13 protein-coding genes and 1 pseudogene are annotated in these 13988 nt (G+C 71.9%); 9 read left to right on the forward strand and 5 right to left on the reverse strand.

Going from position 1 to position 13988, the window contains the following annotated elements:
• Positions 1-197 precede the first annotated feature (197 nt).
• Positions 198-938, forward strand: a complete 741-nt coding sequence (locus ACF1CT_RS34910; RefSeq protein ID WP_391788058.1) for a class I SAM-dependent methyltransferase — start codon at positions 198-200, stop codon at positions 936-938.
• Positions 939-995: 57 nt separating this feature from the next.
• Positions 996-2609, forward strand: a complete 1614-nt coding sequence (locus ACF1CT_RS34915; protein ID WP_391788043.1) for an IS1182 family transposase — start codon at positions 996-998, stop codon at positions 2607-2609.
• A gap of 60 nt (positions 2610-2669) precedes the next feature.
• On the opposite strand, the gene ACF1CT_RS34920 is transcribed toward ACF1CT_RS34915, so the two are convergent.
• Complete coding sequence (locus ACF1CT_RS34920; protein WP_391788044.1) at positions 2670-4043, reverse strand: transcriptional regulator; 1374 nt, start codon at positions 4041-4043, stop codon at positions 2670-2672.
• 254 nt (positions 4044-4297) lie between these two features.
• Between ACF1CT_RS34920 and ACF1CT_RS34925 the strand changes: the two genes are divergently transcribed.
• The 7 genes and pseudogenes from ACF1CT_RS34925 to ACF1CT_RS34955 all read left to right on the forward strand — a co-directional run bounded on the left by ACF1CT_RS34925 (position 4298) and on the right by ACF1CT_RS34955 (position 8944).
• Positions 4298-5200: an aspartyl/asparaginyl beta-hydroxylase domain-containing protein gene (locus ACF1CT_RS34925; protein ID WP_391788045.1), complete on the forward strand. Its 903-nt coding sequence runs from the start codon at positions 4298-4300 to the stop codon at positions 5198-5200.
• Positions 5197-5361: pseudogene (locus ACF1CT_RS34930) on the forward strand (hypothetical protein); the annotation flags it as partial. The gene ACF1CT_RS34925 and the pseudogene ACF1CT_RS34930, both read left to right, overlap by 4 nt.
• 227 nt (positions 5362-5588) lie before the next feature.
• Positions 5589-6110: a hypothetical protein gene (locus ACF1CT_RS34935; RefSeq protein ID WP_391788059.1), complete on the forward strand. Its 522-nt coding sequence runs from the start codon at positions 5589-5591 to the stop codon at positions 6108-6110.
• Complete coding sequence (locus ACF1CT_RS34940) at positions 6107-6646, forward strand: LOG family protein (protein ID WP_391788046.1); 540 nt, start codon at positions 6107-6109, stop codon at positions 6644-6646. Before ACF1CT_RS34935 ends, ACF1CT_RS34940 begins: the two co-directional genes overlap by 4 nt.
• Positions 6643-7167, forward strand: a complete 525-nt coding sequence (locus tag ACF1CT_RS34945) for an orotate phosphoribosyltransferase (protein ID WP_391788047.1) — start codon at positions 6643-6645, stop codon at positions 7165-7167. The genes ACF1CT_RS34940 and ACF1CT_RS34945 overlap by 4 nt, the downstream gene beginning before the upstream one ends.
• Positions 7164-7817 (forward strand): HAD family hydrolase, encoded by a 654-nt coding sequence (locus ACF1CT_RS34950; RefSeq protein WP_391788048.1) that lies wholly within the window; start codon positions 7164-7166, stop codon positions 7815-7817. Before ACF1CT_RS34945 ends, ACF1CT_RS34950 begins: the two co-directional genes overlap by 4 nt.
• Before the next feature lie 191 nt (positions 7818-8008).
• Positions 8009-8944, forward strand: coding sequence for a phosphotransferase family protein (locus tag ACF1CT_RS34955; protein WP_391788049.1), 936 nt, complete (start codon positions 8009-8011; stop codon positions 8942-8944).
• 618 nt (positions 8945-9562) lie between these two features.
• Here ACF1CT_RS34955 and ACF1CT_RS34960 read toward each other — a convergent pair.
• From ACF1CT_RS34960 to ACF1CT_RS34975, 4 genes are all read right to left on the reverse strand, one after another.
• Positions 9563-11575: an ATP-binding protein gene (locus tag ACF1CT_RS34960; protein WP_391788050.1), complete on the reverse strand. Its 2013-nt coding sequence runs from the start codon at positions 11573-11575 to the stop codon at positions 9563-9565.
• A gap of 246 nt (positions 11576-11821) precedes the next feature.
• Complete coding sequence (locus ACF1CT_RS34965; RefSeq protein ID WP_391788051.1) at positions 11822-12301, reverse strand: hypothetical protein; 480 nt, start codon at positions 12299-12301, stop codon at positions 11822-11824.
• A gap of 138 nt (positions 12302-12439) precedes the next feature.
• A complete protein-coding gene (locus tag ACF1CT_RS34970; protein ID WP_391788052.1) occupies positions 12440-12934 on the reverse strand; it encodes a hypothetical protein in 495 nt (164 codons plus the stop codon).
• A 64-nt stretch (positions 12935-12998) separates the two neighbouring features.
• On the reverse strand, positions 12999-13655 hold the full coding sequence (locus tag ACF1CT_RS34975) for a hypothetical protein (protein WP_391788053.1): 657 nt from the start codon (positions 13653-13655) through the stop codon (positions 12999-13001).
• Between the last annotated feature and the right edge of the window lie 333 nt (positions 13656-13988).

Consider the following 13988-nt stretch of genomic DNA (forward strand, 5'->3'; position numbering starts at 1 on the left):
TGGGCGCCGTAGACGGCTGCGCGGGCTCCTCCTGCTCCCGGGGAGCCAGCAGGCGTGATGCCGAGCTGCTCCGGACGCACACGCCGTTAGGGCTCGTCCGGCGGATCACGGGCCGAGCCAGGGCCGGACCGAGGCGAGGGCCGGCCAGTGCCCTAATCGTGTTGACCGCCCCCGGCAGGCAGTGCTGGAGTCCGCACGTGGACAGCATCCCCGCCAACCGGCGGCTCTGGAACCGGATCAGCAGCGCCTACCAGCACGAGCACGACCCGCAAATCGGCGCCACACCCCGGCTGTGGGGCATGTACTCCATCCCCGACGCGCACCTGCACGCCCTGGGCGACGTCACCGGCAAGCGCGTCCTCGAACTCGGATGCGGCGCCGGCCAGTGGTCCAGGGCGCTCGCCGCCGAGGGCGCCACCGTGGTCGGGCTCGACCTGTCCGAAGCCCAACTCAGCGCAGCAACCCGCGCGATGGGAGCGGCCCGCTACCCGCTGGTGCAAGGCGCCGCCGAACGACTCCCCTTCGCCGCCGACACCTTCGACCTGGTGTTCTGCGACTTCGGTGGGCTCAGCTGGGCACCTCCGCACCTGGCCGTCCCGCAGGCCGCACGCGTCTTGGGCCGAGGCGGGCGCCTGGTGTTCAACGTCGCCAGCCCATGGTTCGAAGCTTGCTACGACGAAGCCGCCCGCCGCGTGACCACGACGCTGCAGCAGGACTACTTCGGGCTGAACACCATCGCCGAAGACGACGGCGCGACCAGCTATCAGCTCACCTACGGCGACTGGGTCAAGGTCCTGCGCGGCGCGGGTCTCATCATCGATGACCTCATCGAGCCGCGGCCCGAACTTGGAACACCCAACGGCTACAACGAAACCGACCCACCCGACTGGGCACACCGCTGGCCAGCGGAACTGCTCTGGGTATCCCACAAACCGTAAGTTCCGCCACGCCGAGACGTGAAGGCATCCCCTCGCCGGACAGGCCCTAGAAGACTCATGAAGATCTTGGGGTTCTGGCCCCGCCGCGTGAGCGGCGGGGCCGGACTCGTTGTTGTGGTGACGGGGGAATGGGCCGGGGAGACGGTCGGGCCGGATGTATGGGAGACGTGCCGGGAGTTGATCCCGGCGGGCAGTGTGTTCGCCTTCCTGGCAGAGCATCGTGGTGCGCTGTTCCCGGCGGGGATGTTCGCGGACATGTACCCGTCGGCGAACGGACGGCCGAGCATGCCCCCGCTGATCCTGGCCGCCGCGATCACGCTGCAGGCCCTGCACGGGCTGTCGGACTTCGAGACGGTGCAGGAACTGCGGTGCGATCTGCGGTGGAAGGCCGCGTGTGGTCTGGGCTTGCATGACATGGCGTTCGATCCGTCGCTGCTGGCCTACTTCCGGCGCCGGCTGGCCCGCTCCATCCGGCCCAACCGCGTCTTCGGGGCGGTGCGGGAGGTGGTGAAGGCCACCGGTGTCCTCAAGGGCAAGCACCGGCGGGCGCTGGATTCCACCGTTCTGGACGACGCGGTCGCCACCCAGGACACCGTCACCCAGATCATCGCCGCCGTCCGCGCGGTCATCCGCGAGGTCCCCGGAGCCGGCGCGGTCGCCGCCGCGCAGTGCAACGCACATGACTACACCGACCCGGGCAGGCCCCGCATCGCCTGGAACGACGCGCAGGCCCGTGCCGAACTGGTCGACGCACTGGTCACAGATGCGCTGCGGCTGCTGGGTCACCTGCCCGAGCGGCAACTCAGCGGGAAAGCCGCGAACGCGGTGGGCATCCTGGCCCTGGCCGCCGGTCAGGACGTCGAGCCCGCCGAGGACTCCGACGGCCGCGACGGACGCTGGCGCATCACCCAGGGCACAGCTCCCAGCCGGATGGTCTCCACCGTCGATCCCCACAGGACCCGCAGCCACCAGCAGGACGGCTTCAAGGCCCACCTGGCCATCGGGCCCGAGACCGGCATATACACCGCCGTCGCTCTGCGGCCCGGCGCCGGAGCCGAACACCACGAGGCCGCCGTCGGCCTGGACCTGCTTGCCGACGAGGACAAGCCGCTGGACGTCTTCGGCGACACCGCCTACTCCACCGGCGATGTCCGCCAGAGCCTCCACGAGGCCGGACACCGGCTGTTCCTCAAACCCGCACCGCTGCGGCCAGCCGTCCCTGGCGGCTTCACCCTCGACACCACCGCCGCCATCGTGACCTGCCCGGCCGGACACACCGTGCCTCTGTCCGGCCCCGGCGGGCAGCACCACCAACGCAAAGCCTCTTTCGCGGGCTTATGCACCGGATGCCCTCTGCGTGAGCGGTGCACCAAAGCCAAGGCCGGACGCATCCTGACCATCCGACCTCACCACGACCTCCAGACAGCCGCCCGCCGCCAAGCCGCCACCGACCCCGGCCGGCAGGCCGACTACCGCCGCTGGAGACCACCGGCCGAACGCGCCGTCGCCTGGCTCGTCCAGGCCGGCGACCGCCGACTCCGCTACCGCGGCACCATCAGCAACAACGCCTGGCTCCACACCCGAGCCGCCGCCCTCAACCTCCGCCGACTGGTCAACCCCGGCCTCACCCACACCAGTGGCACCTGGCGCCTCGCACCGGCCGGCACATGACCGCAGGGGCTGTCCGGCCTCACGGCCGGACAGCCCCTCACCAAGATCTTCATCGACCTTCTAGTCGGCGGTGTAGTTGAGGAAGTCGGCGACGATGGGTACGCCGCGGCGGCGTCCGAGTTTTTGCCGGAGGTCGTTCAAGGTGCTGGTGCCGCGTGCGGAGGTGATGTCTCCCATGCGGGTGACGGCGGTGTGGGCGGTGTCGACGGCGGCATCGATGTCGCCGAGGGCGAGATGGGCTTCGGCGAGGCGGGCCAGGTAGATGGCGTGTCCGCGCGGGAAGGCGTCGCCGTCGTACGCCTCGCCTTCGCTGTGGTGGGCGGTGGAGGCGTCCTGGAAGTGCTTGAGGGCCTGGCGGGGGTTGCCGAGGTTGAGGGCGGAGCTGCCCAGGAGCTGGTGAGTCTCCCCGAGGTTGAACCAGTAGACGCAGGCCGGGTCCGCTTCCATCGGGCCCGCGTGCGCGTAGGTGTCCAGGGCCGCGTTCGCGGACCGGACGGCGGCGCGGGCATCGCCGGCGCGTGCGTGGGCCCGGCAGGCGCGGGCGTGGAGCATGGCGGTCATGCGGGCGGAGCCGATGCGCGGGGCCTGGGCCAGGGCCGCGTCGATGAGGTCGATCGCCCCGTGCGGGTTGCCGGTGGAGTACTGCTGGATGGCCCAGAACGCGAGCGTGTTGGCGCCGACGACCGGATTATCGGCGCTCGCGGCGGCCCGCATGGCGGTGACGTAGTGACGCTCAGCTGCGGCGATCCGGCCGCTGTCGTACGCCGTCCAGCTGGCCGACCTCGACGCTTCGGCCGCCGCACCGAACAGTCGGCGTCCGACGCGCTCGCTGTAGGAGGAGTCCTTGAGTGTGCTGAGGATCAGGCGCAGCTCGGTGCGGGCGGCGGCGTAGACCTCCCCGGAGCCCAGCTCGTCATCCAGGTGCCGCAGTTCGTCCAGGCGGCGCTCGAACCGGTCGGGGGTGCTGTCGTCGATACGGCGGCCGCCCGCGGTGACGGCGCCTGAGGGGGCGGCACCGGACCACTGGGCGACGGTGCCGGTGAGGGTGACGGATGTGGTGATCAGGAACTTCCTGCGGTCCACCGGACCTCCTGCGATCTCCGGTGCGTGCACGGTCGCCGTGGTGGTCCACGGAGCGGTGAGGACGGCGTGGTCGTCGGGCACTGCGAGTAAGAGCCAGCCCGGCCAGCCGTGCGCGAGTACGGCTTCGGGCGGGATCTTCTCCAGCGCGGCCATCGCGAACTGGGTGTGCAGGGTGGGTGCGTTCTCGCCGCTGACCCACCGCGACGCCTTCTCCTTACGGTGCCCCATCTGCCCGTACCCCATACGCCGGTGCTGCTCGGCCACCCGGAACAGGTACGCCTCGTTGCTCATCCCGCGCCGGGAGAGCAGGTAGGCGAGCGGGTGCTGGTCGGCGGTGGTGTTCACGGTCACGGCGGCGTCCCTTTCGCGAGCACACGGGACACCAGTCTTCCCGCCGGGCGGGGGGCGGGGGAAGGGTGCGCGAGGCGGTCCGCAACCCACCGCAACCGGCAGCAAGGGCAAGGGCCGGGGCCGGTCCGCAACGCACCGCAACCGGCGGCAACCGGCCGCAACGCCACAGTCCTGTGCCCGGCGCGAGGGCTGCGGTGTGGTGAGTCCCGGCGGTCCGGCCGGAGCGCCACGGACCGAGGTGTCGGGAGAGACGCATGGCAACGATGACGTTCGCCGCGAGCACGGCCATCGAGACAGGCAGCCCGGGGCCGGAGCTGCTGGAGCAGGTGGCCCGACTGGCCGACCTGGACGGGACGCTGGTGGAGCGGATGCGCGCGGAGGCGCTCGCGGCGCCGATGTGGGGGAAGGCCGCGTACGGGGAGTACCAGTCCGGCGGCTGGTGGACCGCCTTGCTGATGAACCACTCCCCGGGCGGCGACCCGCACGACGTCGTGATCGGCGACGGCCGTCCCCGCCCGACGACCCTCCTCAACGAGATGCCCGTCACCCGGGACTTCCTGGCGGGGCTGGGGCTGGACTTCATGTTCGTACGCCTCGCCCGGCTGGAGCCGCACTCTTATCTATGGGAGCACCGCGACTACGCGGAGCTGAACGAGCGTGGCCGGCACCGCCTGCACATCCCGCTCGTCACCAACCCGTCGGTGGTCCTCGTCACCGGCGGGGCCCGGGTTCGCATGGGAGCCGGCTCTCTGTGGCGGCTGACGCCCTCCCGCGCTCACGGGGTCCGCAACGCTACCGGCCCCGACCGGCTGCACCTGATCGCCGACGTCTACACCGACGACGCCTACCGGAAGCTCGCAGCCCACCCGCACCTGCGCGCCGGGGACGCCGTCGCGCTTCCGGAGATGACGGTGGCCGACCGGGGCCGGCTGATGGAGCGTGCCGCGCAGCTGGTCGCGCTCGGCTTCGTCTCCTCGGCAGAGCAGGTCCTGCTGCGCGCGTACTACGCCTACGCGCTTGACGAGGGCGGCGCGTACGACCTGATCGCCGAACTGCACACCAACCGCGGCTCGGACACGGAGGCCGCCCGATGGACGGAGGCGAAGAAGCACCTGCTCGCCCGTACGTCTTCTCTCGCAGGAAGGAACGCCGAATGACCACGACCTCGACCACATCCCGGGCGGCGCTGTCGCCGCTGGAGGAACTGGCCTACGCCCACCGCCCCTCACAGCTGACCGTGCTCGCCGACCTGGTGCAGACACTGTCCGGCGTTCCGGCGGTGACGCAGCTGCTCGTACGCGGCTCCCTGGCGACCGGGACGGCGGACCGGCTGTCCGACGTCGACCTGGTCGTCGCCGTCACCGACGAGCGGCTTCTGGCGCTGATGGGCAGTCTGGACGCGGTGATGTCCACCGAGTTCGGAGCGCTGCTGCCCGGCTGGCGCGACACCATCGTCGGCGACCTGGGCGGCGCCGGTCCGTCTACCTGCTCCCACACGACGGGCACCTGCTCCAGCTTGACCTCTACCTCTGCCCGGACAGCGCCGTGGACGCGCTGCGCCGCCGGATCGGCCCGCGCCTGCTCTGGCAGGGCACCCGTACGGGCACCGGCCCGGACGCGCGCGACCGTACGGAGGCATCGGCGGAGCTGGCCCGTACGGCGGCCACGCCGGCGGACTGCTCGACGCTGCTGGTGCAGGCGATGGTCCTGCACGCGATGCTCCGCAAGCGCGTCCTGCGCGGACAGGAGTACATCGCCTACGGGCTCCTGCACCACCTGCACGAGACGTGCCGGGACGTGATCCGCACCGCGCTGGTCCCGCACTCCCGTCACTACGGCTGGTACCACCCGCCCGACGAAGTGGGCCGTACGGCGATCGGCCGCGAGTGCCTGGCGGAGCTGACCGAAGCGCTGAGCGGACCGCCGGCGCCCACCGTCGTCCAGGCGGACCAGGCGCTGGAGCGGATCGTGCGCCTGAGCGGGCGGATCGCCCCGCACGCGGTGACCGCCCTTGAGGACGAGATCGTGGCGTACCGCGCCTACCAGAGCCAGGAGGGACAGGCATGACGCGCACCGCGGCACTGTTCGCCGGCGTCGTCGCGCGCCCCGGCGAGGACCACCTCGCCCTGGCCGCCGGGGGAGCCCTGGGCGCGGCCGGGTACGGGCTGCGGCACGGCGGCTACAACGGCCTGATGGAAGCCGCCGCCCAGGGCGCCGCCCGCCACGGCGTGCCGGTCACCGCGATCACCCTGGCCAACCAGGAGTGGGGGCCGTTCAACCCGCATGTCACCGACGTGGTGTACGCGCCGACGATAGGCGACCGGCTCCACGCCTACCTCGACGACGTGGACCTGGTCGTGGTCATGGGCGGCGGAGTCGGCACCCTGCACGAGGCGGCCGCTGCCCTGTACTACGCGACGACGATCCGCCCCGTCCCGGTACGACTGCTGGGCCCGGCCGCCATCGGGCTCGGCACCTTCCTCCGTACGGAGCAGCGGCTGGTGGAAGGTCCGACCCGGCCGCTGGGGTTCCTCGCCGACCTTCCCGACGTCGCCGCGCTGGAGAAGGACCTGTCCGCCCTCATCTCCGGGAGTCCGCGATGACGACCTCGACGTCCGCTGTCCTCGCGGACCGGATCGGCGCCGCGTTCCGGCCCGGCCCCTACCAGCTCCCCGACGGGCGCACCCTCAAGTGCTACTTCGACCCCTACCGGCTGACCTGCGACCCGGCGCTGCTGAGGGAGACCGCGGCCGCGCTCGCCGCCCTGCTGCCCCCAGACACCGAAGTGGTAGCCGGGCCGGCGCTCGCGGCGATCCCGCTCGTGACGGCGGTGTCCCTGCACACCGGGCTGCCCGCCGCCTACGTACGGGCCGCGCCGAAGCAGCACGGGACGAGGCGGCAGATCGAGGGCGCCGACCTGGACGGCCGCCGCGCCGTCCTGATCGACGACACCGCCCGCAGCGGGACCAGTCTTCTGCACGGCGCCCGGCTGCTGCGGATCGCGGGCGCCCGCGTCACCGCCGCGGCGTGCGTCCTGGACCGCGACGCGGGAGCGGCGGCGCTGCTCACCGAGCACCGGATGACGCTGTCCGCGCTGCTCACCGATCCGGGAAGCGCCCCGTGACCCGGCAGGCGGCACTCTTCGACCTCGACGGGGTACTCCTTGACAGCGGCCCGGCCGTACGGGCAGCCCTCGCGGCGGTCGCGACCTGTGCGACCGGCCGCCGCACCACGATGGCGGACTTCCCGCCCGGTGCCCTGCGCCACCCTCGGGCCGACGTCCTGGCGCTCCTCGGCGTCACTGATCCGGACGACGCCTGCAGCCGGTGGTGGGACGGCGCGCTCGCCGCCGCGCTGCCCACCGCGTTCCCCGGCGTGCTCACCGGTCTGCTGGCTCTGCGCGCTGCCGACGTGGCCATCGGGGTCGTCACCCTCCAGGACCGCGACCGCCTGCCCTGGTTCCTGCCGCCCGCCCTCACCGACCTGCTGGACGTGGTGATCACCCGGCAGGACGCACCCGCGAAACCCGCCCCCGACGGGCTGCACGCCGCCCTGGCCCGGTTCGGCGTACGACCCGAGCGGGCGGTATTCGTCGGGGACAGCCCCGGCGACATGACCGCCGCCAACGCTGCCGGTGTCCTTGCACTGGGCGCCACCTGGGGCTGGCACCCGCCCGCCGCCCTCCGTACGGCAGGGGCCCGTCACCTGCTGCCCGATCCCACCCGTATCGGCCCGTCCCTCCTGCACCATCTGACTCAAACACCCGCGATCTGACCCACCCGCCCCGCTACAGTGGAAGGGCACCCACCACGGGTGCCCTTCCACACATTCAAGGAACTCAAGGCATGCGCGTGATGCGGCGACAGGCGCCAAACATCGGCCGGGACCACTGAGGCACCACCTCACACGGTCCGGGCCGGCGCTCACCCCCGCGCCCTGCCCGCCACTACCTGTGAGTCGCCTCCATGTCTGTTCTCCCTCCATCCGGCCGTCTGCGATGGACCGATGTCCCGGCCCTGCTGCGAACCCGCCTCGAAACCGCCCTCGGCTCCTCCGTCACCGACGCGGTCACCCCGGCGGGCGGCTTCGGTCACCAGCTCGCCGCCGCCCTGACCCTCACCAGTGGCCGACGGTTCTTCGTCAAGGCGGCCCCCGACGATGACCCGCTGACCGACGCCAACGTCCACGAAGCCACCGTCCTGGACGTCCTGCCTCCCGGCGCCCCGGCCCCGGAGCTCCTGGGGATCCACCGCGCCGCCGGCCGGACCGCCGTCGTCATCGCCCACCTCGACGGACCGCACCCCGACCTCTCCCCGCCCTCCGGCGATGCCGGGCAGACCTGGGCCCTGCTCGACAAGCTGACCTCCAGCCCCGCCCCGGCCGCCTACACCGAAGCGGTCTCCGGCACGCCCTCCGGCGCGGCCGGCCTCCACGGCTGGGACGTCCTGCGCGCGGACCCGCCCGGGGACCTGGACCTCGACGTACGGGACCGGCTGCACGAGCTCGCCGAACTTGAGGCCGCCTGGCCCAGCCTCGCTCAGGGCGACCGCATCGTCCACGGCGACCTGCGCGCCGACAACATGGTCCGCGACCACCAGCAGGGGGTGACCTTCGTGGACTGGGCGCACGCCACCACCGGGCCGGCCTGCATCGACGCCGCCTCCCTCGCACCGCAGCTCATCCTCGCCGGACACGCACCCGCAGACGTCGCACGCCTGCTTCGCGACCACTCCGCCACCGCCACCGACCCGGACACCACCACGGCGTTCCTCGCCGCCCTCACCGGCCACTGGTACCGCAACGCCCGCAAGCCCGAACCCCCCGGCGCCCCGGGGCTGCGCGCCTACCAACACCGCGCAGCCGCCGCCGGCCTCGCGCTCCTCGACTACCGACTGAGCTGAAACAGCGGCTGTCGCGGTTTCGTGCCGGTGGCGGCTCGGCTCATTCAGCCGCAGGCGGCCCAACACCCCAGGGCCTACATGCACACCAGTGCGATGCCACAGCGTCCGGGCCCACGGCATCAAACTGGAGGGCGTGTAAGCCCTGGGACGCGCGCCGCCGACTCCGGTCAGCAGAAGGCCCGTCGACTTGCGACCGACACGTAGCGGCGGGGGGGGGGGGGGGGGGGCCGCGGGCCCCCCCCCCCCCCGCCGCCGGGGGGGGGGGGGGGCGCGGGGGGGGGGCGCCCCCCCCCCCCCCCCCAACCCCCCCCCCCCCCCCCCCCCCCCCCCCCCCCCCGGGCCCCCCCCCCCCCCCCCCCCCGGCCCCCCCCCCGCCGCTTGTTCTTGGCTGCTCACTTGCTGAGGCGGATGCGCGGCCCCCACATGAACTCGAGGTCGTCCAGGAAGGCGGTCTCCTCCTCCCAGTTGGCGACCCCGCTGCCGACCGCACCCGCCGCGCCGGTGCAGCGGAGGACTCCGCCGGAGGGCTACCGCCGTGCGATCGAGGCGCACCGCCAGGCCACGGTGCCGTCCCGGGTCGACACTGATGTGATGGCGGCGGTGGTCAGGTCAGAACGGCTAGCCCTGGACGACCAGGACGATCACGCCGACCAAGCCGACCAGGACGACCAGGGCGACCAGGCCCACCAGGACGACCAGGACGACCCGGCTGAGCAGGCCGACCCGGCTGCGCAGGATGCGCGGGACGGCCAGGACGGCCAGGACGCCCAAGCCGACCAGGATGACCAAACCGCCCAGGGCGTCAGAACCGTCCACACCACCCAGGTCGCCCAGGAGGCCCAAGCCTCCCAGGGCGACCAGGCTGAGCAGGACGACCCGGCTGAGCAGGCCGACCCGGCTGCGCAGGATGCCCCGGACGGCCAGGACGGCCAGGACGCCCAAGCCTCCCAGGACGCCTAAGCCTCCCAGGACGCCCATACCTCCCAGGACGACCAGGACGGCCAGGACGGCGATAAGGGTGCGGCGGATGCGGGTGCCGCGGCGGGCTGCGCGGTGGCCGGTCAGGAGGAACTCGGCCGCGTCGGCGGTGGGCTGTGGATAGCGCTCGGGGTCGGCTGTCCAGCGGTCGGCCGCGGCGCGGGCCTCGGCCAGTCGGGCGGGCGGGTACAGGTAAGCCTTGTGCTTTTGGTGGTCGATCCAGGTGGTGGTGTCGGTCAGCAGTTGGCTGTGCAGGGCCCTGTCGAGGCGGTCGCCCTCCAGCCACGTGGTGAGCTGGTGCCAGGAGGTGAGCAGCACGTCGTGGGCGATTTCGACGCCGGTGCCGTCGGTGACCAGGAGTCGGCGCGCGGCGAACGCCGTGACCACCGCGTCCACCTCGGCCGGGTCCGCGGTGCACGCCGCGCGGAGTTGCACGATGCTCAGGCGGCGGCGGGCCAGACGCCCGTCGGGGGCTACGATCGTCAGCAGCGTGAACACCGCACCCGCGATCTTCTGCCGTTTAGGGGGCAGGTCGTCGTAGAGGGTCTGGGCGCTGCGGTTGACGGCGTCGGTGGTCCCGCCGCCGCGCCGGTAGGCGCGCAGGTTCAGTTCCCCTCCGGGTTCGCGGTGCTTCCAGGCGGCGTACATCGCCTGGGAGACCAGGGGCAGCACTCCCGCTCCGAAGCCTTCGGTGGCTGGGTCGCCGGAGCGTACCTCTGCCACGACCGCGTCGACGACCGCTTCGTCGATGCCAAGGTCCGCTTCTGCGGCCGGGCCGGTGACCGCGGACCGCAGCTCCCTCTCGCTCATCGGCGTGATCGCGAACACCTCGGCGTCGATCGCCTCGGCCAGCAGCGGGAAGCGCAGCGCCTGGTCCAGGAAGTCACCCCGGACCGCTGCCACCACCATCGCGGCCGGTGCTCCGCCAGGCTCGGCCGGGGTCGTCGCCGCCCGCAGTGCCGCGAGGAACGCGGCCCGCTCCTCCCGGCCCTGCTCGCTCTCCTGGGCGAGGGTGAACAACTCCTCCAGCTGATCGATCACCAGCACCAGCCGGGGCGCCCGCCCACCCCCACCGGGGTCCGTGTCGATACCCGCAGCCTGGTCTGTGTGGGTGCGGGTTGCGCGGATCACCTGCTCGATCAGTTGCGGCACAGCCTGGGGAGCGTCCCGCAGCGAGCGGTCCACCGAGACCACGTCCACCCCGGCCATCCGGGCCAGCCCGTGGGCCAGTTCCCGCAACGGCTGCCCTGTGGGAGTCATACTCAGCACCGGCCACCGCCCCAGCTCACCCCGTGCCAGGAGCGGTAGCATCCCGGCCTGCAGCAGCGACGATTTTCCCGCTCCCGAGGCTCCCACCACCAGCATGCCTTGGGGCAGTCTCGTCATCAGCCGTTCGACCAGCCGCTTGGCCAACGCGTCGCGGCCGCAGAACACCCGCGCGTGCCGCTGGAGGAACGGCGCCAGTCCCAGATACGGGCAGTCCGACCAGGCCCCCTCCCGGACCAGTTCCTCCCCGGACCGCACATGGATGTGGGAGCCCCCTATGTACCACATGAAGTCCCGGCCCTGGTTCAGGGTGCCCTGCGAACCGCCGCTCACCTCATTACGGACAGTCCCCCTGTCCGCTGCCGCGGACTCCGCCTCGTCACGCATTTCTACCCCCGTCGCAGCCCGCGACGGCGACCGCGGGCACTCAACACTCGTCGCGGGTTCGATCACACGTGCGCCGGCCGGGCGGACACCACCGCGACCGGAATCCAGAACCCAGGACCTAGAACTCCCGCAGCGCGCACGCTACTCCCCACGCCGCACAAGAACCGCCAGCTTCAGCGAGAACGAGCCAGAGTCCAGGTTGTCACCGCACCCGCCGGGTGAATCCCCCGGCGTGAGGGACACCGGCTACGCACTCTCCTCCCCGGCCTGGGCCGAAGACCCCGAGACGCCGAAACGCACCCCGGAGATACGCGCTGCCTGGAAGACCGGCGCGTGGAACTCCCCGTCGGAGATGGTGTTGTGCACGCTCACCGCAGGCTGCTGCGGCAGCTGCGGCCGCAGTTCGTCGAGCAGCCGGCGCAGTTCGTCGGCCATCGCTGGATCACCGCGCAGTAGCCGGCGCAACCGCGCCTCCCACTCCTGCGTGATGTCGGCCGCAGTCGCCTCGTCCTGAGACGCACGAGCGGTCAATAGCGCCTCCCGGGATGCCTGCAACTGCTCGGCCTGCGAACGCTCGATCCGTGCCAGCTCACCGGCCGACCTGTCACCGCCATGCGCGAAGAGCCCCGCCACCCTGTCACGCGCCTGAGCCCAGACATCCGAGACCATCAACCCGACCAGCGTCGTCGCCCCCGAAGCCGCCAACGCGGCCAACTCGGCTTCCACACGTCCCCCTTCGCGGTGCCGCACCCACGCACGACCGTCCCACCCACCGTAGACCGGCCCCGCACACTTCCGTCGGGAATGCCGAGATAATCGGCCACGGCATCATCTCGAACACCGCATCAGGTCCGCCGCAATTGATCATCTACCCGAGTACGGTCCTGCTGAGCGAACTTGAGGTGAGCTGAGAGGATTGTCCGGCGCTCGACGATCCACTTGTGATGGGGTCCAACCTGGAGACGCAGGCCGAGGTCCACATCGGTAGCCGTAGCTGTCCAGCGAGTCGACGTCGTCACACAGCTTCGCCTTTAGACCGTGCTGGAACGCCTCGGTGAACAGCTTCTGCGGGTTGTCCTCGGGCCGGTGCGCCTGCTCTGCCTGGCGCTGGCCCCGGTGGTACCGCATCCGGTTCGTCGGCGCCCGCATCGCCTCGTACGACAGCGCCTCGCCCATCAGGCCCGCCACACGGGAACGGTCTTCCTCATCCGTGCCGTGAGCCCGGATCATCTGCTGTCCGACCTGGAGGTAGCTCTGCAGGGTGTCGGCGGCCATGCCGGTGTGCTGGCAGTACGCGGCGATCAGCATGGCCACCATGTCCATGGTGTCCGCCGCGTCCGTGGCCCGGTACAGCGTCACACGCTTCGGCCCCCACCCTGACCGTCAGGGTGGGGGCCGAAGCCGTTGTGCAGGCGCGTGCGGCTCAAGGAGTGAGGAGGTGGACGGCGGGGAGATTCCCGGCCTGTGCGGCATCCTGGTCGATGCTCAGCCCCGTGTACGCGCCCAGCGCGGTGAACACCAGGGTGGGCAGGCGCGCGCCGTGCTGTTCGTAGTAGGCGGTCACCTCGTCGGCGGTGGCGTCGGGGATGGAGGGGAAGACGGCACCGGCGGCGGTGAGCGCCGCGTCCAACGCCGACTCGTGGCCGGTGGTGGTGCCGAACTCTGCGCGCCGTATCACCTCGTCGCCTTCGACGTGCAGGATCGCGGCGGGCGGGCTGTACAGGTTCCGGCTGGCGCACAGGATCTCTTCACCCGGGCCGGGCCTCATCGAGGGGACACGGCGGAAGCCGGTTGCCCAGGTCGCGGCGTGGTCGTTCTCCAGCACGTACGTCCACTCACCCTCGCTGCCGTACATCGCGTAGGCGTAGCGGGTGGGGTCGTGGCCGGGCGGGGTGGGCTGGCTACGCAGTTCGGCCAGCGGGGTGCGGGCGGCGAGCTGATCGAGGTCGGCCCCGAGGCTGATGAGGAACTCGTCAGGGTCGATGCCTCGGGCGAGGGTGAGGGAGATGCCGCCGCGCATTCCGGGGACGGGCGTGGCGGTGTGGGCGTGGGCGCCTATCCAGGTGAGGCCGTTGGTCATGGAGGGGGGCCGTTCGCTGGTGGGGTGGGGTGGGGTCGAGCTTAGCCTCGCGCTTTCATGAAGCGGGCATTCCGACGGATGGTCAGGTAAGCAGAAGATGCCTCGACCAGCAAGAATGAGGATTGTCGAGGTCCTTGTCCCACGCCGCAGCTCAGAACCCCAGGCATCGCACCCCAGTGCGTTTAGGCCCTGGGCGCGGTGCCGCTGGTCCCGGACGGCGAAGGGCCCCGGGCCGCTCGGGCGGGTTCTATTGATCCCCGCAACACCCTGTTGTTCAGGGAGTTGCGGGGATCGTGGATTTTGGAGACCTGAAGGCGAGGTTCTTCGAGGCGT

This window comes from Streptomyces sp. NPDC014734 (assembly GCF_043083325.1).
Lineage (GTDB): Bacteria > Actinomycetota > Actinomycetes > Streptomycetales > Streptomycetaceae > Streptomyces.

What these genes read in the sequence shown, in the direction of transcription:
- ACF1CT_RS34960 (WP_391788050.1), bottom strand. Translation starts at nt 11,575, where the DNA reads ATGCGTGACGAGGCGGAGTCCGCGGCAGCGGACAGGGGGACTGTCCGT.
- ACF1CT_RS34955 (WP_391788049.1), top strand. Translation starts at nt 8,009, where the DNA reads ATGTCTGTTCTCCCTCCATCCGGCCGTCTGCGATGGACCGATGTCCCG.
- ACF1CT_RS34975 (WP_391788053.1), bottom strand. Translation starts at nt 13,655, where the DNA reads ATGACCAACGGCCTCACCTGGATAGGCGCCCACGCCCACACCGCCACG.
- ACF1CT_RS34940 (WP_391788046.1), top strand. Translation starts at nt 6,107, where the DNA reads ATGACGCGCACCGCGGCACTGTTCGCCGGCGTCGTCGCGCGCCCCGGC.
- ACF1CT_RS34925 (WP_391788045.1), top strand. Translation starts at nt 4,298, where the DNA reads ATGGCAACGATGACGTTCGCCGCGAGCACGGCCATCGAGACAGGCAGC.
- ACF1CT_RS34945 (WP_391788047.1), top strand. Translation starts at nt 6,643, where the DNA reads ATGACGACCTCGACGTCCGCTGTCCTCGCGGACCGGATCGGCGCCGCG.
- ACF1CT_RS34915 (WP_391788043.1), top strand. Translation starts at nt 996, where the DNA reads ATGAAGATCTTGGGGTTCTGGCCCCGCCGCGTGAGCGGCGGGGCCGGA.